The sequence below is a fragment of the Acidovorax sp. M14 genome (assembly GCF_049331375.1).
GTDB lineage: Bacteria > Pseudomonadota > Gammaproteobacteria > Burkholderiales > Burkholderiaceae_C > Acidovorax.
In genome coordinates this window covers 107,125-123,820 of sequence record NZ_CP186263.1, presented here as the reverse complement: position 1 = coordinate 123,820, position 16,696 = coordinate 107,125, and the positions used below count along the sequence as shown (strand labels likewise).

13 protein-coding genes are annotated in these 16,696 nt (G+C 67.5%); 9 read left to right on the top strand and 4 right to left on the bottom strand.

Features of this window, described 5'->3' with window-relative positions; all coding sequences use genetic code 11:
* Positions 1-33: 33 nt before the first annotated feature.
* Positions 34-597: a hypothetical protein gene (locus tag ACOYR4_RS00570; RefSeq protein WP_422848295.1), complete on the top strand. Its 564-nt coding sequence runs from the start codon at positions 34-36 to the stop codon at positions 595-597.
* Between the two features lie 64 nt (positions 598-661).
* Positions 662-1,363 (top strand): hypothetical protein, encoded by a 702-nt coding sequence (locus ACOYR4_RS00565; RefSeq protein ID WP_291443458.1) that lies wholly within the window; start codon positions 662-664, stop codon positions 1,361-1,363.
* A gap of 92 nt (positions 1,364-1,455) precedes the next feature.
* Here the strand turns inward: ACOYR4_RS00565 and ACOYR4_RS00560 are convergent, their stop codons facing one another.
* A complete protein-coding gene (locus tag ACOYR4_RS00560; protein WP_422849703.1) occupies positions 1,456-1,932 on the bottom strand; it encodes a BON domain-containing protein in 477 nt (158 codons plus the stop codon).
* A 368-nt stretch (positions 1,933-2,300) separates the two neighbouring features.
* Between ACOYR4_RS00560 and ACOYR4_RS00555 the strand changes: the two genes are divergently transcribed.
* From ACOYR4_RS00555 to ACOYR4_RS00535, 5 genes are all read left to right on the top strand, one after another.
* A complete protein-coding gene (locus ACOYR4_RS00555) occupies positions 2,301-3,362 on the top strand; it encodes a ligase-associated DNA damage response exonuclease (RefSeq protein WP_422848294.1) in 1,062 nt (353 codons plus the stop codon).
* On the top strand, positions 3,359-5,056 hold the full coding sequence (locus tag ACOYR4_RS00550) for an ATP-dependent DNA ligase (RefSeq protein ID WP_422848293.1): 1,698 nt from the start codon (positions 3,359-3,361) through the stop codon (positions 5,054-5,056). The genes ACOYR4_RS00555 and ACOYR4_RS00550 overlap by 4 nt, the downstream gene beginning before the upstream one ends.
* On the top strand, positions 5,053-7,776 hold the full coding sequence (locus ACOYR4_RS00545; protein ID WP_422848292.1) for a ligase-associated DNA damage response DEXH box helicase: 2,724 nt from the start codon (positions 5,053-5,055) through the stop codon (positions 7,774-7,776). The genes ACOYR4_RS00550 and ACOYR4_RS00545 overlap by 4 nt, the downstream gene beginning before the upstream one ends.
* Positions 7,777-7,781: 5 nt before the next feature.
* Complete coding sequence (gene pdeM / locus ACOYR4_RS00540; protein ID WP_422848291.1) at positions 7,782-8,519, top strand: ligase-associated DNA damage response endonuclease PdeM; 738 nt, start codon at positions 7,782-7,784, stop codon at positions 8,517-8,519.
* Between the two features lie 241 nt (positions 8,520-8,760).
* Entirely contained in the window at positions 8,761-10,995 is a 2,235-nt protein-coding gene (locus ACOYR4_RS00535) for an NADP-dependent isocitrate dehydrogenase (RefSeq protein ID WP_110960585.1), read from the top strand.
* Between the two features lie 139 nt (positions 10,996-11,134).
* On the opposite strand, the gene ACOYR4_RS00530 is transcribed toward ACOYR4_RS00535, so the two are convergent.
* The 3 genes from ACOYR4_RS00530 to ACOYR4_RS00520 all read right to left on the bottom strand — a co-directional run bounded on the left by ACOYR4_RS00530 (position 11,135) and on the right by ACOYR4_RS00520 (position 14,805).
* Positions 11,135-12,526: a hypothetical protein gene (locus ACOYR4_RS00530; RefSeq protein ID WP_422848290.1), complete on the bottom strand. Its 1,392-nt coding sequence runs from the start codon at positions 12,524-12,526 to the stop codon at positions 11,135-11,137.
* A gap of 175 nt (positions 12,527-12,701) precedes the next feature.
* Positions 12,702-13,214 carry a DUF1993 domain-containing protein gene (locus ACOYR4_RS00525; protein ID WP_015011934.1) on the bottom strand — a complete coding sequence of 171 codons (513 nt, stop codon included), beginning with the start codon at positions 13,212-13,214 and terminating at the stop codon, positions 12,702-12,704.
* A 307-nt stretch (positions 13,215-13,521) separates the two neighbouring features.
* A complete protein-coding gene (locus ACOYR4_RS00520) occupies positions 13,522-14,805 on the bottom strand; it encodes an MFS transporter (protein ID WP_422848289.1) in 1,284 nt (427 codons plus the stop codon).
* A 65-nt stretch (positions 14,806-14,870) separates the two neighbouring features.
* Here ACOYR4_RS00520 and ACOYR4_RS00515 point away from each other — a divergent pair, with 65 nt between their 5' ends.
* Together ACOYR4_RS00515 and ACOYR4_RS00510 are read left to right on the top strand one after the other, a co-directional pair.
* Positions 14,871-15,818: an AraC family transcriptional regulator gene (locus ACOYR4_RS00515; protein WP_422848288.1), complete on the top strand. Its 948-nt coding sequence runs from the start codon at positions 14,871-14,873 to the stop codon at positions 15,816-15,818.
* A gap of 234 nt (positions 15,819-16,052) precedes the next feature.
* Positions 16,053-16,688: a flavin reductase family protein gene (locus tag ACOYR4_RS00510; protein ID WP_291443473.1), complete on the top strand. Its 636-nt coding sequence runs from the start codon at positions 16,053-16,055 to the stop codon at positions 16,686-16,688.
* The last annotated feature ends 8 nt before the right edge of the window (positions 16,689-16,696 follow it).

Sequence of the window (16,696 nt, the reverse complement as noted above, 5' to 3'; positions counted from 1 at the left end):
CACTGCATACGGTCCATTACATCTCTTACACCCATGCCGTGGAGTTTCACGGCCAGAATCACCGATCCTCCGCTTCACTACCCCGATCCCACCATGCCAGGGCTTTCCCGTCGCGCTGTCTTTCGATTTGCTGGCGTTACGACCACTGCCCTTGCGCTGGCGGCAATGGCCACGCTGGGCTATCTCTTCGTCGTGGAGGACTACGTAACGAAGCCGGGCTCGCCTGTGTATTACCTAGGCATCTCATCGCTGATCCGCAATTTGCAGGTGCCCGACGGGGCACAGGGCCGCGAATACTTCGGCTCGGTCGGTGATGGGAACAAGCCAGCCCAATCGCAATTGAGCTTCAAGGTACCGCCTGCAACCGCCGGTGCAGTGTGGGGCGAAATGACTCGGCAACTACAAAACTTGGCTCTGTACTCCGTCAGTACCAAGGGCAATGAACCGATGGTGGCCAGCAACAAGCACACCGTCTCCCCTGGACTGCGGGAGGCGCAATATACCTCTGCCAAGCACGATCTGGTCTTGCTGACCACCTACGACGACAGCGAGGGGGGATCCCGGTCGATCCGCTTTGAAATCACCCACTTCGATTGATTAGCCCAAGACATCGCCCTTCGTGCCAGGCGCTTCCTTTCCCCCACTTCCCAGTTGAACCCCCATGTCATCTCGCTCGGACATTCCCAATCGCCTGATCTATACATGCAATTGCGGCTGGATCGATATTGGCCACTTGGTGTCGGTCGAGAAGCCGTCCAACCGCCATGCGAGCGCCGCGTACCTGTGGAAGGACGTCTCGCTGGAGCGCGGCCTGCAGGTCACAGGCAAGCCGGACCACCATCTTGTGATGTACCGCCAGGGGATGCGCAAATTCGGCCTCTCGCGCGACTTCACGAAGTTCTACTTCATCCGCAAGGGACTGCCGCTAGCCACCCAGCGCTCCGTGGCGCTGGCAATCTTCAAGGAAGTTTCCCTCGGCTTTGAAGACGTGCAGGCCTCGCTGTCTGCCTTCACGGACAGCGGCTTCAGCGAAGAAGATCTGGTGTCAAACCTGCTCGGCTTTTATGTGGCCGTACTCGGCAACGTGGACTGGCGCAACCACTGCAAGCCAGTATCGGCAGAAGCTTCGCGCGTTGTTTGGGACACGCTGGGCCCAGTGGGTTCACGCAAAAACCGCCAATTTGTACCCAAGCTGCATGCCTGCGAAGAATGCAAAACCAAGCACCACATTACACAGCCTCATTTTCCGCCCATCTTTTCCTCGATCCGTCCAGCCCAGCAAGGCGCGGACTTCTTCGAAGCAACCGGCTCCACGCCCGGCTTACCTGTACCGGTGCACATGCTGTCCACCTTGTTTGTCTGAAGGGCCGTAGCGCTTCACAGCGCTGCGCCCACTGGCCGTGAACTCTGCTCAACCCATGCGAGCGCGGCACCGGTTGCAACGAATCTCCGGCCTCACGGCGGCAAGGCCGGATAACGTAGGTTGTCGCGTGCTGTCCCCACCTGCAGCAGGTTGATCACCCCCATCACATCGTCTACCAGCCACACGGCCTTCTCCAGCGCGTCGGACTGCACCTGCGACTGCACGCATCCCTTGAGCGTCACCAGCCGCCGCTCGCCCAGCACCCACACGCTGGTGTCGTCAAAGCGGCCGTCCTGCTGGATGTAGCGCTGCACGCGCGGGATGATCTCGGCGTCGTACAGGTAGGAGTTGGGCAGGCGACAGCGCCCCACGCGGTGGCAGCTGCCGCCATGCTGGGAGCGCACATGCGCCAGCTCGCGCACCTCGGCCTCGGTGTACAGGGGTCCCTCGGGCACGGGGCACTGGGCGATGGCATGGGTCACCTGAACGAAAGGGTCGTTGAAGGCGTTGGTGCGCGGCGGGCCATCGGCAGGGGCCTGGGCGGCGCCCCCTGCAGCGCACAGGGCCATGGCCGATCCGCCCAGCAGGGCACAAAGCGACCGATACGACGGATACAAGCGCATGGATGAATCCCCGGCTGCGGGCCAGCGCCGCAGGCGACGCCATCCTACGGGCGTGGTGTTCTGCAGTAAAGACAGACGCAGGTACGCAGAACGCGGCGCAGTCCTGCAGACGGCGCAACCCACAACGGGATGATGGAGGGCACGCTCCGGCAGCGGGACTACCCCGCAGACCAAACGCTTCATTATTAATAGCAAATGAGGCATATAAAACCGGCGCATGCAGCAGATTGAACGCCCAGAATGCCTGCAACACCCCGCCGCGCAAACCCGGGCGGCCCCACCGACTTTGCCTTGCCGCCTACGATGCCACACGCATGCTACGCAATGACTTGATCGTCCACCGCCCCGAAGGCCTGTACTGCCCGCCTGGCGACTTTTACATCGACCCCTGGCGGCCGGTGGAGCGGGCCGTGATCACGCATGCCCATTCAGACCACGCACGCATGGGCTCGGCGCATTACCTGGCGCACCACGGCAGCGCGGGCACGCTGCGCAACCGGCTGGGCGCGGGCATTGATCTGCAGACCCTGGCCTATGGCGAGGTCATCGACCACCATGGCGTACGCGTGTCGCTGCACCCAGCGGGCCACGTGCTGGGCTCGGCCCAGGTGCGCATCGAGCACGGCGGCCAGGTGTGGGTGGCCTCGGGCGACTACAAGCTGGAAGACGATGGCACCTGCCCGCCGTTCGAGCCGGTGCGCTGCCACACCTTCATCACCGAATCGACCTTTGGCCTGCCCATCTACCGCTGGCCGTCCCAGCCCGCGCTGTTTGCCGACATCAATGCCTGGTGGGCCGCCAATGCAGCGGCGGGCAGGGCCAGCGTGCTGTACGCGTATGCCTTTGGCAAGGCGCAGCGGCTGCTGCACGGGGTGGATGCCAGCATCGGGCCCATTGTGGTGCATGGCGCGGTGGAGCCGCTCAACGCCGTGTACCGAGCGGCCGGTGTAGACCTGCCACCCACGCTGCGCGTGACGGACCCGGGCCTCACCAAGGCCGACCTGAAACGCGCGCTGGTGCTGGCGCCGCCCTCGGCCGCTGGCACCCCTTGGCTCAAGCGCTTTGGTGATTTTTCTGACGCGTTTGCCAGCGGCTGGATGCTGGTGCGCGGCGCACGCCGACGCCGGGGCGTGGACCGGGGCTTTGTGATGAGCGACCACGCCGACTGGCCCAGCTTGCAAAAAGCCATTGGCGCCACGGGCGCGGAGCGCGTCATCGTGACGCACGGCAGCACGGCCGTGATGGTGCGCTGGCTGCGCGAGCAGGGGCTGGACGCCCAGGTGTTCGCCACCGAATACGGCGCCGATGACAATGAGGACGATGCAGGTTCCGCGCCCGAAGCAGGCAGCGAGCCCGCACCCGAGGGGTCGGCATGAAGGCCTTTGCCCAGCTGTTCCAGGCGCTCGACGCCACCACCGCGCAGTCGGCCAAACTCGCAGCGCTGGTGGCGTACCTTCGTGCTGCACCGCCCGCCGATGCGGCCTGGGCCACCTACTTTCTCGCAGGCGGCAAACCCCGCCAGATGGTGCCCACCAAGCGCCTCAAGGTGCTGGCGCAAGAGGCTGCGGGCCTGCCCGAGTGGCTGTTCGAGGAAAGCTACCAGGCCGTGGGCGACCTGGCCGAAACGTTGGCCCTGCTGCTGCCCCCGCCCACCCAGCCCACCGAACTGACACTGGCGGAATGGATGGCCCAGCTGCTGCCCCTGCGCGCCCTGCCGCAGGGTGACGCCGATATCCGTCTGCGCACGCAATGGAACATGCTGGCGCCCGAGCAGCGCTTTGTGTACTTCAAGCTCATCACCGGCAACTTCCGCGTGGGGGTGTCGCGCCTGCAGGTGACGCAGGCGCTGGCCACGGTGAGCGCGCTGGACCCCAAGCGCATCGCCCACCGGCTGATGGGCTACACGCAGATCGGCCGGCAGCCGCAGGCCAGCGACTACCAGGCGCTGATCGCGCCGGTGGACGACGATGCCAGTACGCAGGATGCTGCCGATGCAGGCCAGCCCTACCCTTTCTTCCTGGCCCACCCGTTCAACCAGCCCGTGGCCGAGATGCCTGCACTGCTGGGCACGCCAGGTGACTGGCTGGTGGAATGGAAGTGGGACGGCATCCGCGCGCAGATCGTGCGCCGGGGCGGTGCGGTGTGGATCTGGTCGCGCGGCGAAGAGCTGGTGACCGACCGCTTCCCCGAACTGGCCGAGGCCGCGATGGAGCAGATGCCCGATGGCACGGTGGTCGATGGCGAGATCCTGGTGTGGTTGCCGGGCGAGCCCCAGCCCCGCCTCTTTGCCGACCTGCAAAAGCGCCTGGGCCGCAAGACCCTGGGCCCGAAGCTGCTGCGCGAACTGCCCGTGGTACTGGTGGCCTACGACCTGCTCGAACACGCAGGGCAAGACCTGCGCCAAGAGCCGCAGCAAGCCCGCCGCGCGCTGCTGGAGGCCACGCTGCAACGGCCTGACGACACCACCATCGCACCCGCACCGCACAAGACCTTACGCCTGAGCGAGTTGCAGCACGGCGCCGACTGGCCGGACCTGGCCCGCCAGCGCGAGGCCGCGCGCAGCATGGGCACCGAGGGCTTCATGCTCAAGCACCGCAGCGCGCAGTACGGCGTGGGCCGCACCAAGGATGTGGGCGTGTGGTGGAAGTGGAAAATCGACCCCATGAGCGTGGACGCGGTGCTCATCTACGCCCAGCGCGGTCACGGCCGCCGTGCCAGCCTGTACACCGACTACACCTTTGCCGTGTGGACCGGCCCGCAGGACGACCCGGAGCGCCAGCTGGTGCCTTTTGCCAAGGCCTATTCGGGCCTCACGGATGCCGAGATTGCGCAGGTGGACGCCATCATCCGCAAGACCGCGCGCGAGAGCTTTGGGCCCGTGCGCAGTGTGGACGCGACGCTGGTGTTTGAGCTGGGCTTTGAAGGCATTGCGAAGAGCCCACGCCACAAGAGCGGCATTGCCGTGCGCTTTCCGCGCATGCTGCGCTGGCGGCAGGACAAACCCGTGGCCGAGGCCGATACCTTGCAAACGCTGATGGCGCTGCTGCCAGGGCAGGATGTGGCGGCATGAGCACCACCCGCCGCCCGCGCAAGGCCCTGACCCCGGTGGCACCGAGTGCCGCAGCCGCCTGGATGGCGGCGCGGGGCTGGCAGCCCTTTGGCTTCCAGTACGACGTGTGGCGTGCGATGGGTGAAGGCCGCTCGGGCCTGCTGCACGCCACCACGGGCGCGGGCAAAACCTATGCGGTGTGGCTGGGCGCGCTGCAGCACTTGGCACAGGCGGATGCTGCACCTGCGCCCGAAGAAGCCCCCAAAGCACCCAACGCCCGCACCGCACTGCGCACGCGCCGCGCTGCGGCACCACCGCTCACGGTGCTCTGGATCACGCCCATGCGCGCACTCGCCGCCGATTCGCTGCGCGCCCTGCAGACACCGTTGCCCGACCTGGCCCCCACCTGGACCAGCGGGCTGCGCACCGGCGACACCGCCAGCGGCGAGCGCGCTGCGCAAGACCGCCGCCTGCCCACGCTGCTGGTGACCACGCCCGAAAGCGTCTCGCTGCTGCTGGCCCGCGCCGATGCGCGTGAGCGCTTGGCCAGCGTGCGCCTGGTGGTGGTGGACGAGTGGCACGAGCTGGTGGGCAACAAGCGCGGCGTGCAGGTGCAGCTGGCGCTGGCGCGCCTGTCGGCCTGGAACCTGGCGCTGCAGGTGTGGGGCATGTCGGCCACGCTGGGCAACCTGGAGGAGGCGCTGCACACCTTGCTGCCTGCATCTGTGCCCGGCGTACCGCAGCCATCGCCCGCCGTGCTGGTGCAGGGCCGCATCGACAAGCGGCTGGAGGTGCAGGTGATGCTGCCCGCGCGGGCCGATCGCTTTGCGTGGGCGGGCCACATGGGGCTGAGCCTGCTGCCGCAGGTGGTGCAGTCGATCGAAGCGGCGGCGTCCACGTTGGTATTCACCAACACCCGGTCGCAAGCCGAGCGCTGGTACCAGGCGCTGCTGGAGGCGCGACCCGACTGGTCGGGCACCATCGCGCTGCACCATGGGTCGCTGGGGCATGAGGTGCGCGACTGGGTGGAGCAAGGCCTCAAGGCCGGGCAGCTCAAGGCCGTGGTGTGTACATCTAGCCTGGACTTGGGCGTGGACTTTTTACCGGTGGAGCAGGTGCTGCAAATCGGCTCGGCCAAGGGCGTGGGGCGGCTGGTGCAGCGTGCGGGCCGCTCGGGCCATGCGCCGGGGCGCAGCTCCAGCATCACGCTGGTGCCCACGCACAGCCTGGAGCTGGTGGAGGCCGCCGCCGCGCGCCATGCGCTGGCACAGGGCCGCATCGAAGACCGGCACACGCCGCGTGCGCCGCTGGATGTGCTGGTGCAGCACCTGGTGACCGTGGCGCTGGGCGGCGGCTTTGTGCCCGATGCACTGCTGGCCGAAGTGCGCCGCGCACCGGCCTACGCTGCCTTGACTGACAACGACTGGCGGTGGGCGCTGCAGTTCGTGCGCCAGGGCGGCGCATCGCTGGCCACCTACCCGGACTTTCACCGCGTGGTGCCGGACGACGAGGGCGTGTGGCGCGTGCCCGATGCGCGCCTGGCGCGCCGCCACCGCAGCAACATCGGCACCATCGTGAGCGACGCCGCCATGCAGGTGCAGTTTGTGAGCGGCGGGCGCCTGGGGTCGGTGGAAGAGAGTTTCATTGCCCGGCTGCGCAAGGGCGATGTGTTCATGTTTGCAGGTCGCTTGCTGGAGCTGGTGCGCACCCAGCAGATGACGGCCTATGTGCGCATAGCCCCCAAGGGCAGCGCCGCCCTGCCGCGCTGGAGCGGCGGGCGCATGCCCCTGTCGAACACGCTGGCCGATGCGATGTTCGAGCAGCTCGCCCAGGCGGAGCGTGGCAAGTTCACCACGCCCGAGATGCGCTGCGCCCAGCCGCTGCTGGAGCTGCAGCAGGCCTGGTCGGCCCTGCCCACACCCGGCCGCCTGGTGGCCGAGACGCTGCACACGCGCGAGGGATGGCACCTGTACCTGTACCCGCTGGCGGGGCGCCTGGTCCACCTGGGCCTGGCCGGTCTGCTGGGCTGGCGCGCGTCGCAGCAGGTGCCCAACACCTTCTCCATCGCGGTCAACGACTACGGGCTGGAGCTGCTGTCGGCCAAGCCCGTGGACTGGGCCACGCTGCTGCCGCGCCTGATTGGCGAGGGCACGCACACCACCATCGGTAGCGGGCTGGAAGAGGAAGTGCTGGCCAGCCTGAACGCCACCGAGATGGCACGCCGGCGCTTCCGCGAGATCGCGCGCATCGCCGGGCTCATCTTTCAAAGCCACCCGGGCGAGCAGCGCAGCAGCCGCCAGCTCCAGGCCTCGTCGTCGCTGTACTACGACGTGTTTGCGCAGTACGACCCGGGCAACCTGCTGCTGGCCCAGGCCCGTGCCGAGCTGCTGACGAACGAGCTGGACATGGACCGCCTGGCGCACACACTGCGCGGCATGCAGGCGCAGACCCTGTCCATCCACGCGCTGGAACGCCCCACCCCATTCGCCCTGCCGCTGATGGTGGAGCGCTTTCGCGAGCGCCTGAGCACCGAGACCCTGGCCGACCGGCTGGCGCGCATGGTGCAGGCGCTGGAGCAAGCGGCCGACGCCACCACGGGCACGCACCTGGCGCAGCACGCCGCACCATCCACGGACATGGCGTGGGACCTGCCCGACAGCTCTGGGCCCCGCACATCTCGCGCGCGCCAGGCTGCGGCTGGGGACGCCCCCCGCCGCGCCCGCGGACGCCACGGATTCTGAGCACGATGACCACGCTTCCCTTTCACACATCCATCCCCGAGACGCAGGCCGTCCCTGCGCTCCCCATGGGTGCGCACGCCATCACCCTGCCCTGCGGCACGGCCCTGCAGCTGTTGCCCGAGCGCGCGCTGTGGTGGCCCGCCGCGCGCATGGTGATGGTGGCGGATGTGCATTTCGGCAAGGCGGCCACCTTCCGCCGCGCGGGCCAGCCGGTGCCCCATGGCACCACGGCCGACAACCTGGCGCGGCTCGATGCACTGCTGGCGGCCACCGGTGCCGACCACCTGGTGTTCTTGGGGGACTTTCTGCACGCGCGCAGCGGCGCGGCGGATGCGCTGTGGCAGCAGTTGCTGCCGTGGCGCCAGCGCCATGCGCATGTGGCGATGACCCTGGTGCGCGGCAATCACGACCAGCACGCGGGCGACCCGCCGGCGGCGCTGGCTCTGGCGCTGGTCAACGAGCCCTGGTTGCCCTGTGCCGATGCGCGGGTGCTGGCCTGCCACCACCCGCAGGCCGTGGCGGGCCACACGGTGATTGCCGGGCACCTGCACCCCACGCTGCGGCTGCGCGGCCCAGCGCGAGATGCACTGCGAGCGCCCTGTTTTGGATGGGGTGACGGGCAGTTGGTCTTGCCCGCCTTCGGGGCCTTCACCGGCACGGCGCCCGACACCCTGCCCGCGCACTGGGCGCAGTTTGCGGTGTTGCCTGGCCGGGTGGTGGCTGTTCCAGGGACTTTGTCGTAGGGCCTGCAGGGGGTGGCGCGCGGGCGCCAAGACGATCAAACTGCAGGGGAGCGCAGGGTGATTACCACCTATTTGGTGAAAAAAAGTGCCCTGGGCTTATGATAATTTTGCATTGTGAGATTCGATTGCAAAAACAGCGGGCTGTGACAGCCCCGAGCAAGGAGAATCAGAGAGCATCCGCGTTTGGCCCCGCTGCGACGCAGCCGGGGGCATCTACCTACTCTGTTTCGTGAGACAAGCCATGACGACCCAGCAACCTTCCATCATCTACACCCTGACCGACGAGGCACCCCGTCTGGCCACGGCTTCCTTCCTGCCCATCATCCGCACGTTTGCGGCGCCGGCAGGCATCAACGTGCTGGAGAGCGACATCTCGGTGGCGGCACGCATCCTGGGTGAGTTCCCCGACTACCTGACCGAAGAACAGCGCGTGCCCAACAACCTGGCCGAGCTGGGCAAGAAGACGCTGCAGCCCGATGCCAACATCATCAAGCTGCCCAACATCTCCGCGTCCGTCGCGCAACTGAAGGCCGCCATCGCCGAGCTGCAGTCCAAGGGCTACGCGCTGCCCGACTACCCGGACCAGCCCAAGGACGACAAAGAAAAAGAAATCAAGGCCCGCTACAGCAAGTGCACCGGCTCGGCCGTGAACCCGGTGCTGCGCGAAGGCAACTCCGACCGCCGCGCCCCCAAGGCCGTGAAGGAATACGCCCGCAAGAACCCGCACAGCATGGCTGAGTGGAGCCAGGCCTCGCGTTCGCACGTGTCGCACATGCACGCTGGCGACTTTTACCACGGCGAAAAGTCCATGACGCTGGACAAGGCGCGTGACGTGAAGATGGAACTGATCACCAAGAGCGGCAAGGCCATCGTCTTGAAGCCCAAGGTCAGCCTGCTCGACCGCGAAGTGATCGACAGCATGTTCATGAGCAAGAAGGCGCTGCTGGAGTTCTACGAGAAGGAAATCGAAGACGCACGCAAGACGGGCGTGATGTTCTCGCTGCACGTGAAGGCCACGATGATGAAGGTGTCCCACCCCATCGTGTTCGGCCACTGCGTGCGCATCTTCTACAAGGACGCGTTCGCCAAACACGCCAAGACCTTCGAGGAACTGGGCGTGAACGTGAACAACGGCATGGTGGACCTGTACACCAAGATCGAGACCCTGCCGCAAAGCCAGCGCGACGAGATCAAGCGCGACCTGCACGCCTGCCACGAGCACCGCCCCGAGCTGGCCATGGTCGACTCGGCCAAGGGCATCACCAACTTCCACTCGCCCAACGACATCATCGTGGACGCCTCCATGCCCGCCATGATCCGCAACGGCGGCAAGATGTGGGACGCCAACGGCCGCCTGAAGGACGTGAAGGCCGTGATGCCCGAATCGACCTTCGCCCGCATCTACCAGGAGATCATCAACTTCTGCAAATGGCACGGCGCGTTCGACCCCAAGACCATGGGCACGGTACCCAACGTGGGCCTGATGGCGCAGCAGGCCGAAGAATACGGCTCGCACGACAAGACCTTCGAGATCCCTGAAGACGGCGTGGCCAACATCACCGACCTGGCCACTGGCGAAGTGCTGCTGAGCCAGAACGTGGAGCAAGGCGACATCTGGCGCATGTGCCAGGTCAAGGACGCCGCGATCCGCGACTGGGTGAAGCTGGCCGTGAACCGCGCCCGCAACTCCGGCATGCCCGTGGTGTTCTGGCTCGACTCGTACCGTCCGCACGAAGCGCAGCTGATCACCAAGGTCAAGATGTACCTGCACGAGCACAACACCACCGGCCTGGACATCCAGATCATGAGCCAGGTGCGTGCCATGCGCTACACGCTGGAACGTGTGATCCGTGGCCTGGACACCATCAGCGCCACCGGCAACATCCTGCGCGACTACCTGACCGACCTGTTCCCCATCATGGAACTGGGCACCTCGGCCAAGATGCTGTCCATCGTGCCGCTGATGGCCGGTGGCGGCATGTACGAAACCGGTGCGGGCGGCTCGGCCCCCAAGCACGTGCAGCAGCTGGTGGAAGAAAACCACCTGCGCTGGGATTCGCTGGGTGAGTTCCTGGCGCTGGCCGTGTCGCTGGAAGACCTGGGCCTCAAGAACAACAACCCCCGCGCCAAGCTGCTGGCCAAGACGCTGGATGCCGCCACGGGCAAGCTGCTGGACAACAACAAGAACCCCTCGCCCAAGACCGGCCAGCTGGACAACCGCGGCAGCCAGTTCTACCTGGCCCTGTACTGGGCGCAAGAGCTGGCCGCGCAGACCGAGGACGCCGAACTGGCCGCCAAGTTCGCGCCCCTGGCCAAGCAGCTGACCGAGAACGAGCAGAAGATCGTGCAAGAGCTGAACGCCGTGCAGGGCCAGCCCACCGACATCGGTGGCTATTACCTGCCCGATGTGGCCAAGCTGGACGCCGTGATGCGCCCCAGCGAGACGCTGAACAAGGCGCTGGCTTCGGTGGCCTGATCCTTTTCGGCCGCTCCAACGCAAAGGCCCCGCAGTGCGGGGCCTTTTTTATTTCGGGACCAGGGAGTTAGCGCGACCACCGAGGGCCGTGCGCCGCAGTCGATGCTCCGTCTGCCGCGCAGCCCCCAGAGCCACGTTCTCAGGGACGGTCGCGGTCCGCCACGCGGCTGCTCAAGGGCTTGGGCACATAGGCCGGCAAAAAGGCGCAGCCCTTGCCAAAACGCGCCTCGTTGGCCGGGCACTGCTGGGCAATGCCCTCAGGCGTGGGCTTGGCGCCCTCGTCCACCCAGCGCAGCAGCGCGGTCATCAGCGTGGGGTAGGTGGGGTCGCTCAGGTAGCTGTGGGTGTTGTGCTGGGTGAAGGTCTGCACCAGGCGCTCCGCGCTGCCGCCTTGCGCCATGGTGGCCTGAAAGGCCGCGTCCAGTTCGACAAAGGCCGTGGGGTCGTCCACGCCCTTGACGGTGAGCACCGGCACGGGGATGCGGCCGGTCAGGTCCGTGTCCTGCGCAAAGCGGGCCACGGCAGCAGGGTCGGCCCGGTAGCGCAGCACGGCGGCGTTCAGCGCGGCATCGTCGGGCGAGCCCCGGTACAACACGCCCCGGTTGCCAAACGGGCTGGCGCCGCCCGTGCGATGCTGCACCACGTCGCGGAAGTGGAAGGTGGCCCAGTTCATGTGGCCCTGGATGGAGCTGGCCGGGATGCGGATCACGTCCACGATGGTTTGGACCTTGCGCTGCTGCTCGGGCGTGCGCTCGGCCACCGGCTTGTTCAGCGCCAGGCATTCGTTCACGCGCGCGGCCAGGTCCGCCTGCGTCATCGCCGCATCGGCAGGCAGGCCGATGTTCAGCGGGTACTGCGCCTCGTTGGGCCGGGGGTGGTTGTTGCAGAGGTACTGGTAGACCACGCGCAGGTCGGTGCGAAAGTCGTACGAGCGCGTGCCGCCCGCCAGCACCCCGCTGGTGAGCAGCACGGCGTCGTAGGAGCGCTTGCCGTCGGCCGTGGTCTGGAACATCTCCGCCCCCTTGGCCGCCACGCTGGCGCCCCAGGACTGGCCGTGCAGGATGGTGCGCTGCGGCTGGGCCACATGGCGCACAAAGATCTGGCGCAGCCGCTCGGTGTCCTCGGCGGCGGCACGCACCTCGACGCCGCCCTGGCGGAAGGTGCTGCCCGCCCACGCGTACCCCGCGCGGACCATGATGGCCCAGCGCTCCAGGTCTTCCACCGACCGCTCCATCTTCGGCGCGCCCAGGGCCGGGCCGCCGTGGGCGTGCAGCACCAGGTGGCCGTTCCACTGCTGCGGCACCGCCACCAGATAGTACGCACCGGCCGAATCCTTGCCCGACAGGCAGCGGGCGATGGGCGCCAGGTCCTTGGGGCACGGGGTGGCCGTGGGCGCAGCCTCAGCAGCGGCACTCACCGGCGCCGAGGCTGGTGGTTGTACAGGCACCGGCGCGCAGGCCGAAAGCAGGCAGGTCACGCCGGCCAGCGCCAGGGCTGGCAGGGTGCGTGGTGTGGCATGGGGGGTGGGCATGGGTCGGGTCTCCGTTCTCTTTTTTGTCCGCGCTGGGCGTCGTGTCCAATACTACTATTTTGATAGCACATCAGGCATGTTTCACTAGCGCTACGGGTCATTTTGGCCCATTCTGCATGCTTGGCCCGCACGGCAGCCCCCAGGGCACCTTGGCGCCCCGGGACAGGGCCCAGGGTCAGAACTTGCCCATGTAGTCGCGCTTGCCCAGCTCCACGCCGTTGTGGCGTGCGATGGCGTAGGTTGCGTTCACATGGAAGAAGAACTGCGGCAGGCCGTAGTGCAGCAGGTAGTGTTCGCCCACAAACTGCTTCTCGCGCGGCGTGCCGGGCTGGATGGTGATCTGGCGCGTGGCGGCCTCGGCAAACGCGGCCTGCGGCAGGCTGTCGATGAACGCCAGCACGGTGCGGATGCGCTCGTTCAGGTCGGCAAAGCCGGGGCGCTCGGCGTCGGGCAGCGAAGGCACCTCCACACCGGCCAGGCGCGCGGCCACGCCCTTGGCAAAGTCGCAGGCGATCAGCACCTGGCGGGCCATGGGGAACATGTCGGGAAAGAGGCGGGCCTGCAGCAGCGCGTCCGGCTCGATCTTGCGTGCCGTGGCATGGGCCTCGGTCTTGGCCAGGATGTCCTGGAGCGAGCCCAGCATCTGGCGAAAGACGGGGATGCTGGCGTTGTACATGGGGTTCGTCATGGGCGGGGTCCTGGAAGTGTGTTGAAAACAAAGGGCGCCGCTCTGGTGTGGTGTTGCGCGCTGGATGGCACATTGAAAACCGATGGATTTTTGGTCAGGGCAAGGCGCAAACCGCAGCGATACCCGGAGGTATCGCGAGGATTTGCAACGCAGCCCTGGCCGAAAAGACGCGGTTTTTAAGTGCCAGATAGCGTGCAACACCACACTAGGCTCTGCGAACCAGGGCCCCGGCGCCACCGACCGCGATTGCAACACAGGCCCGCGCGGCGTGCTGGCCGCCGTGCGTATCCCCTCCCCCCCGGACCCTTCAGGCCGCTGCAGGCACGGGCCGCGCCGCCCGTGCGGCCACACCCACCCCCACCAGCGCCGCCGACACCACGCTCAGGCCCAGGGTCACGGCCGAGCCGTAGAAGATGCCCGCCGTCATGCCGTGGTCCAGCATGGCGCCAAACGCCGGGGCCGCCAGGCAAAAGCCCAGGTCCAGCCCCGAGTACACCGTGCCATACACGCGGCCCGTGGCGCCGGGGGGGGCAGCGCGCTTGATCAGCATGTCACGCGAAGGCCCGGCCAGGCCAGTGCCCAGCCCTGCCACCGAGGCCACCACCAGCGCCACCATGCCCGGCAGCAGCCCCGAGGCCACCACCACCAGCAACGCGGCCGAGCCCAGCAGGCACACGGAGATGATCTTCTCCAGCCGCTGCACACGGCCCACCAGAAAGCCGCCCACCAGCATGCCCGCCGCGCCGCACAGCATGTAGCCCGTGACCACCATGGCCGTCACGCTCAGCGGCAGGCCGTACATGGACTGCAGCGCCGGGCTGGCAAAGCTCTGGATGGCGCTGAGTGCACAGGTGCTCCAGAAGAAGAACGAGAAACACAGCCACACCGAGGGCAGCTTGAGGAAGGCCATGGGGTGCTCGGGCTTCTCCGCCGCCGCACCGCCACCGCCCTTGGCCTGGTGCGCCCAGGCGCCCTGGCGGTCGTCAATCGCGTCGCGGTTCCACACCATGATGGCCAGCACGGTGAGGGCCAGCAGGCCGCCGCACAGGCAGGCCGCGCGCCACGAGCCGGTGGCGGTGGCAATGCCCGCCATGAACACCGGCGCCGTCGCCCAGCCCAGGTTGCCGCTGATGCCGTGCACCGAAAAGCCATGCCCCAGGCGCTGCGGTGACACGCGCTTGTTCAGAATGGTGAAGTCCACCGGGTGGAACGGCGCATTGCCCAGCCCGGCCAAAGCCGCCGCCAGCAGCAGGCCCGTGTAGCCCTGCGCCGTGCCCGCCGCCAGGCCTGCGGCCGCAAAGCTAGACAGCGCAAAAAACATCACCGGCCGCGCGCCCACGCGGTCCACCAGAAAGCCCGACAGCGCCTGGCCCACGCCCGAGATGACGAAGAACACGGAGACCAGGAGCCCCAGCTCGGAATAGCTGAAGCCGAATTCACCGATCAGCCACGGGAACAGTGGCGGCAGCAGCATGTGGAAGAAGTGCGAGCTGCCGTGGGCCAGACCGATGAGGCCGATGGTGCGAGCGTCCTGCCGCAGGGGGACGGGGTTGACAGTGGTGGCGGTAGCGCCGGAGGTGGAAGCAGTCATGGGCTCGATCTTAGGCAGCATGGCCTCGGCAGGTTTACGATAGGCAGACAACTTCTATCGCAAACATGCCAAACCCGCCCACTGAACTCGCCGCGCCCGCCGAACCGGGGGTGGAACACTTTGCGGCCCAGGCCGTGTCCCGTGCGCCTGCCGGCAAGCCGCGCGGCATGTCGTACGTGGACTCGCTCACGCCCGAGCTGTTTGTGCCCACAGCCGCCCGCCCGGTGCGCGCCAAGCTGCGCTGGCTGGCCGCCGACACGCAGGTCATGCCCCACAGCCACCCGTGGGCGCAGGTGGCGATATCGACCACGGGCGTGATCCGGCTCACGGTGAACCACGGCACCTACATCGTGCCGCCCTCGCGCGCGCTGTGGATTCCGCCCGGCGTGGAACATGCCGTGACCATGGTCGAAGACGCCGACCTGCGCACGCTGTACTTCCACCAGCCCCGGGGTCGCTGCGGCCCCGGTGTGCCGCGCGACCAGGAAGACGCCTGGCGTCAGTGCCGCGTGCTGGAGGTGTCCGACCTGCTGCGCGCCCTGGTGCGCGAGATGCCCACCGCGCCCGACGGCGGCCCCGCGATCAGCCCCGCCGACCTGCGGCGCGAACAGCATTTGAGCGCCCTGGTCAGGGGCGAACTGGCCCGCGCCGCCGCCGTGAAGCTGGGCGTGGACCTGCCCCAGGACAAGCGCCTGCGCCACCTCTGCGAAGCCGTGCTGGCCGACCCCACGCGCCACGACACCCTGGCCGACTGGGCGCAGGACACCGGCGCCAGCCCGCGCACCGTGGCGCGCCTGTTCCGCTCCGAGCTGGGCAGCACCTTCACCCAGTGGCGCCAGCAGGTGATCCTGGCCAAGGCCGTGTCGCTGGCCGCCGGCCGCATGCCCATGGGCCAGATCGCCGCCGAACTGGGCTACAGCCCCAGCGCCTTCAGCGCCATGGTGCGCAAGTCGGTGGGGCAGCCGCCGGGGCGGTTTCTGGGGCAGCAGCAGCCGGCGGCCGTGGTCCCGTAGCCCCGTGCGTTTCGTGCAGCCAAGGCGCCGGGCCTCATGCGCCAGGTTCTGTACAGGCTTTGCAGGCCCATGCTTGCCTCATATTGGCTCATATTGGCTCATATTGCCGCTATGCAATAGAACCACATGCCTGGACAGCTATCAAAAAATGAGCATTCTGATGTCCCAGTGGCTGCAGTGCGCCGCAACTGCCGTTAAGGTTGCGGTCTGTTATCGCCCCACCCTGCCGAGTCCATGACCACCCCACCGCCCGCACGCACCTTCCACAGCTACGAACCCCGCCAGGGCCACGGCCTGCCGCACGACCCGTTCAACGCCATTGTGGGGCCGCGCCCCATTGGCTGGATTTCCACGCAAAGCGCCACGGGCGCCACCAACCTGGCGCCCTACAGCTTCTTCAATGCCTTCAACTACGTGCCGCCCATCGTGGGCTTTGCCAGCATTGGGTACAAAGACACGGTGCGCAACGTGCAGGCCACGAGCGAGTTTGTGTGGAACCTGGCCACCCGCGACCTGGCCGAGGTGATGAACCAGAGCTGCGCCGCTGTGCCACCTGAAGTGAGCGAGTTCGACCTGACCGGCCTCACCCCCCTGCCCTCCACGCGCGTGCGCCCGCCGCGCGTGGCCGAAAGCCCGGTCACCTTTGAATGCCGCAGCACGCAGATCCTGCAGCTGCAGGGGGTGGACGGGGCCCCGGTGGACACCTGGCTGGTGCTGGGCGAGGTGGTGGCCGTGCACATCGATCAGGCGCTGCTGAAAGACGGTGTTTACGACACCGCCAATGCGGGGCACATCCTGCGCGGCGGCGGCCCGGCGGACTATTTCACGGTGGGGCCGGAGCAGTTGTTCAGGATGTACCGGCCCCGGTGAGCTCCGGG

Bases quoted from the DNA above. Each gene is read 5' to 3' on its own strand.
- ACOYR4_RS00570 (WP_422848295.1), top strand. From the start codon at position 34: ATGCCGTGGAGTTTCACGGCCAGAATCACCGATCCTCCGCTTCACTAC.
- ACOYR4_RS00565 (WP_291443458.1), top strand. From the start codon at position 662: ATGTCATCTCGCTCGGACATTCCCAATCGCCTGATCTATACATGCAAT.
- ACOYR4_RS00560 (WP_422849703.1), bottom strand. From the start codon at position 1,932: ATGGCCCTGTGCGCTGCAGGGGGCGCCGCCCAGGCCCCTGCCGATGGC.
- ACOYR4_RS00555 (WP_422848294.1), top strand. From the start codon at position 2,301: ATGCTACGCAATGACTTGATCGTCCACCGCCCCGAAGGCCTGTACTGC.
- ACOYR4_RS00550 (WP_422848293.1), top strand. From the start codon at position 3,359: ATGAAGGCCTTTGCCCAGCTGTTCCAGGCGCTCGACGCCACCACCGCG.
- ACOYR4_RS00545 (WP_422848292.1), top strand. From the start codon at position 5,053: ATGAGCACCACCCGCCGCCCGCGCAAGGCCCTGACCCCGGTGGCACCG.
- pdeM (WP_422848291.1), top strand. From the start codon at position 7,782: ATGACCACGCTTCCCTTTCACACATCCATCCCCGAGACGCAGGCCGTC.
- ACOYR4_RS00535 (WP_110960585.1), top strand. From the start codon at position 8,761: ATGACGACCCAGCAACCTTCCATCATCTACACCCTGACCGACGAGGCA.
- ACOYR4_RS00530 (WP_422848290.1), bottom strand. From the start codon at position 12,526: ATGCCCACCCCCCATGCCACACCACGCACCCTGCCAGCCCTGGCGCTG.
- ACOYR4_RS00525 (WP_015011934.1), bottom strand. From the start codon at position 13,214: ATGACGAACCCCATGTACAACGCCAGCATCCCCGTCTTTCGCCAGATG.
- ACOYR4_RS00520 (WP_422848289.1), bottom strand. From the start codon at position 14,805: ATGACTGCTTCCACCTCCGGCGCTACCGCCACCACTGTCAACCCCGTC.
- ACOYR4_RS00515 (WP_422848288.1), top strand. From the start codon at position 14,871: ATGCCAAACCCGCCCACTGAACTCGCCGCGCCCGCCGAACCGGGGGTG.
- ACOYR4_RS00510 (WP_291443473.1), top strand. From the start codon at position 16,053: ATGACCACCCCACCGCCCGCACGCACCTTCCACAGCTACGAACCCCGC.